This is a genomic window from Pseudomonas sp. CM27 (assembly GCF_013179515.1).
GTDB lineage: Bacteria > Pseudomonadota > Gammaproteobacteria > Pseudomonadales > Pseudomonadaceae > Aquipseudomonas.
In genome coordinates this window covers 7996-11883 of sequence record NZ_JABMCN010000189.1, presented here as the reverse complement: position 1 = coordinate 11883, position 3888 = coordinate 7996, and the positions used below count along the sequence as shown (strand labels likewise).

Below are 3888 nucleotides of genomic sequence, written 5' to 3'. Positions count from 1 at the left end.
ACCGCGCTGCAGAAGCAGTTACGTGCCTGGTTGGAGAGCGACGCGCGCCACCGCGAAGAATTCGACCATCTCAGCCGCGTCTGGCAGGCCGCCGACCTCATACCTCGTCAGCGCCTCGAGGCCCTATGCCAGCCGGACCCGGTGCAGCAGCTGCCGCGCCGGCGTTTATTGCGCCAGGCGTTGGCCGCTAGTGTGGCGGTATTGGCATTGGGGCTGGGCTGGAGCGCCTGGCACTACCAGCAACTGAATCACCAAGACACCCTGCAGACTGCCTTCAATGAGCGCCGCCAGGTCGAATTGCCGGACGGCTCGCACCTCGAACTCAACGGCAGCACGCAGTTGCAGGTCGATTTCAGCGCCGGCCAGCGGCATGTCCGGCTGAGTGCCGGCGAGGTGATGTTCACCGTCGCCCACGACAGCAGCCGGCCATTCGTGGTGGACACTGCCCAGGGCAGCGTGACCGTCACCGGTACCCGCTTTGATGTACGCCTCGACCCGGCCGCTACCCGCGTGGCAGTGGAGCAGGGCTCGGTGCGGGTGCAGGGCCAGGGCGCTTCGCTGGCGCGACTGACTGCTGGCCTGGGCTCATATATAGATGCAAAAGGCGTGGTGGCCGCACCCTATACGGTCAACACCAATGCCGTGACCGCCTGGCGCCAGGGCAAGCTGGTGTTCGACAACGCCACCCTCGCCGAGGTGGTGGCCGAAGCATCGCGCTATCGCAGCCAGCCGATATGGATCGCCCCCGGCAAAGTCGCCCAGCTGCGGCTTTCCAGCACCTTCAGCACCGACGATACCGACGCCTTGCTGCGGGCCTTGCCGAGCATCCTGCCGGTGGCCATCAAGGCCCATGAAGACGGGTCGCGAGAAATAATCGCGAAATAGATTCAGGTTTTTTTCCGCTCGTTCGTCTTCCCCGCCAGCTGCAACTGCCAAGCATTTACATTTGCATGCGGTTGGCGTTTATCCCGCATTCCAGGAAGTTTCGACGACGTGAACAATAACAAGCCCTTCCCACGCTTCCGTGCCTTGGCGCTGGCCTTGGCAGTCAGTGCCGTGGCCGTCAACAGCCAGTCCGCAGCGGCGGCCGGCACCATCCAGATCCAGGCCCAGCCATTGGCTTCGGCGCTGAACCAGCTTGGCCAGCAGACCAACCTGCAGCTGTTCTTCAGCCCCGACCTGGTCGCCGGCAAGCAGGCCCCGGCCGTGTCTGGCCAGCTGGCCCCCGAGCAGGCGCTGCAGCAGTTGCTGCAAGGCAGCGGCCTGACCTACGAGATGTCCCAGGGCACGGTGGTGGTCAAGCCGGCCCAGGCCGCTGACGCCCTCGGCGGCGGCAGCCTGGAGCTGGCGCCCACCGACATCAAGGTGGTGGGTGACTGGCTGGGTGAGGCCCAGCAGAGCGTGGTGCAGAACCACCCCGGCGCACGCACCGTGGTGCGCCGCGAGGCGATGGTGGAGAAGGGCGCGATGAATGTGCGCGACGTGTTGCGCGGCATCCCTGGCGTGCAGATACAGGATTCCAACGGCACCGGCGGCAGCGACCTGTCGTTGAACGTCGGTGTGCGTGGCCTGACCTCGCGGTTGTCGCCGCGCTCCACGGTACTGATCGATGGCATTCCGGCGGCCTTTGCGCCTTACGGCCAGCCGCAGTTGTCGATGGCGCCGATTTCATCCGGCAACCTCGACAGCATTGATGTGGTTCGCGGCGCAGGCTCGGTGCGCTATGGCCCGCAGAACGTCGGCGGGGTGATCAACTTCGTCACCCGGGCGATCCCGGAGAAAGCCTCAGCCGAACTGTCCACCACCCTGGAAACCTCCCAACACGGCGGCTGGAAGCACACCGAGTCAGCGTTCGTCGGCGGCACTGCAGACAACGGCATGGGCGTTGCGCTGCTCTACACCGGGGTGAATGGCAACGGCTACCGCGAGAGCAACAACGGCAACGACATCGACGACGTCATCCTCAAGACCCACTGGGCGCCCACCGATGTCGACGAGTTCTGGCTCAACTTTCATTATTACGATGGCCGCGCCGACATGCCCGGCGGGCTGACCCAGGCCCAGTACGACAGCAACCCGTACCAGTCGCTGCGCGACTACGACTACTTCGCCGGCCGGCGCAAGGACGTATCGTTCAAGTGGCAGCGCCAGCTCGACGACGCTACCCAGTTCGAGGTGCTGACGTACTACACCGACAGCTTTCGCGGCAGCACCATCGCCGCGCGCGACATGAAAACCCTGTCGTCATACCCGCGCAACTACCACACCTTCGCCATCGAGCCACGCCTGTCGCGCATCTTCTTCGCCGGGCCGACCACCCAGGAAGTCAGCGTGGGCTACCGCTACCTCAAGGAATCCATGCGCGAGCAGTCGACCCGCCTTGCGCTGATCGACAATGTGCCGACCCCCACCCCGACGTCCGATGGTCACGTGTTCCAGGACCGCAGCGGCGGCACCGAGGCCAGCGCCTACTACATCGACGACAAGATCGACGTGGGCAACTGGACGATCACCCCGGGCATCCGCTTCGAGCACATCAACACCGACTGGCGCGACCGCTCGGTGCTGGACGCCAACAACCGCCCGGTGCCGGAGAAAAACCGCAGCATCACCAGCAACGAGCCGTTGCCGGCGCTCAGCGTGATGTACCACATCTCCGATGCGTGGAAGGTGTTCGCCAACTACGAGACCTCGTTTGGCAGCCTGCAGTACTTCCAGCTGGGGCAGGGTGGTGCGGGCGACAGCACGGCCAATGGCCTGGAGCCGGAAAAAGCCAAGACGTATGAAGTGGGTACGCGCTATGACGATGGCGGGTTTGCCGGTGAGCTGACAGCGTTCTACATCGACTTTGATGACGAGTTGCAATACATCAGCAATGACGTGGGCTGGACCAACCTTGGCGCCACCAGGCACCAGGGTATCGAGGCGTCAGTGCGCTATGACCTGGCCGGGCTGGACCCGCGCCTTGACGGGCTGTCGGTGAGCGGCGGTTATACCTTCACCCGCGCCACCTATGAAGGGGAGATCCCGGGCTTCAAGGGCCGTGACTTGCCGTTCTATTCACGCCAGGTGGCTACTGCCGGAGTGCGTTACGCGGTCAACCGCTGGACCTGGAACCTGGATGCCTACGCCCAGTCGAAGCAGCGCGCGCCAGGTACCGGGATCAACGCCGACGGCAGCTTCAACGGCGACTACATCACCGAGCCTGGTGCCGATGGGCAGTATGGCGATATTCCGGGGTACGTGACCTGGCATGCCCGGGGCGGGTATGAGTTCGGGCCGCAGATGTCCAACCTGAAGCTGGCGGCGGGGGTGAAGAACCTGTTCGACAAACAGTACTTCACTCGCTCCAGCGACAACAATGCCGGCATCTATGTGGGGGAGCCGCGGACCTTCTATGTGCAGGCCAGTGTAGGGTTCTGATACCGCGTCGCCTGCTTCGCGGGTGAGCCCGCTCCCACAGGACCGGTGCAAGTCTTGACTTCTGCACCTACCCTGTGGGAGCGGGTTTACCCGCGAAGAGGCTCTCGGATCAGGACGCGACCGCCTCGGCTGGCGAAACAATGCTGGTCTTGGCCCCACGCGAGCGCCCCGAGCTCAGGTAAGCCGCAATCGACTCCTGGGTCACTTCACCCAGGAACACCTGCTCGGCATCCAGCACCGGCAACCAGGCCCGGTTGAACTCGTACATGCGCGACAGCAGGATGCGCAGATGCTCATCATGCGAGGCCGTGGCATTGAACTGGCGCAGGAAGTCGCCACACGTACCTTGCTGGCGATGCATGTCACGCCGGCGCACGTAGCCCAGCGCCTTGTTCTGCCCATCGGTCACTACCACATAGCGGCGGTCGTGCTCGTCCAGCAGTTCCACCGCATCGCTCACCGGCG

3 protein-coding genes are annotated in these 3888 nt (G+C 64.3%); 2 read left to right on the top strand and 1 reads right to left on the bottom strand.

The features are described 5' to 3' along the window. Together HP547_RS20980 and HP547_RS20975 are read left to right on the top strand one after the other, a co-directional pair. Positions 1-885 (top strand): FecR family protein (locus tag HP547_RS20980; RefSeq protein ID WP_172287329.1); only part of this gene is annotated, 885 nt, incomplete at its 5' end. Positions 886-993: 108 nt separating this feature from the next. Next, on the top strand, positions 994-3423 hold the full coding sequence (locus HP547_RS20975) for a TonB-dependent siderophore receptor (RefSeq protein ID WP_172287328.1): 2430 nt from the start codon (positions 994-996) through the stop codon (positions 3421-3423). Between the two features lie 109 nt (positions 3424-3532). Here HP547_RS20975 and HP547_RS20970 read toward each other — a convergent pair. Then, positions 3533-3888 (bottom strand): CBS domain-containing protein (locus tag HP547_RS20970; RefSeq protein WP_172287327.1); only part of this gene is annotated, 356 nt, incomplete at its 5' end.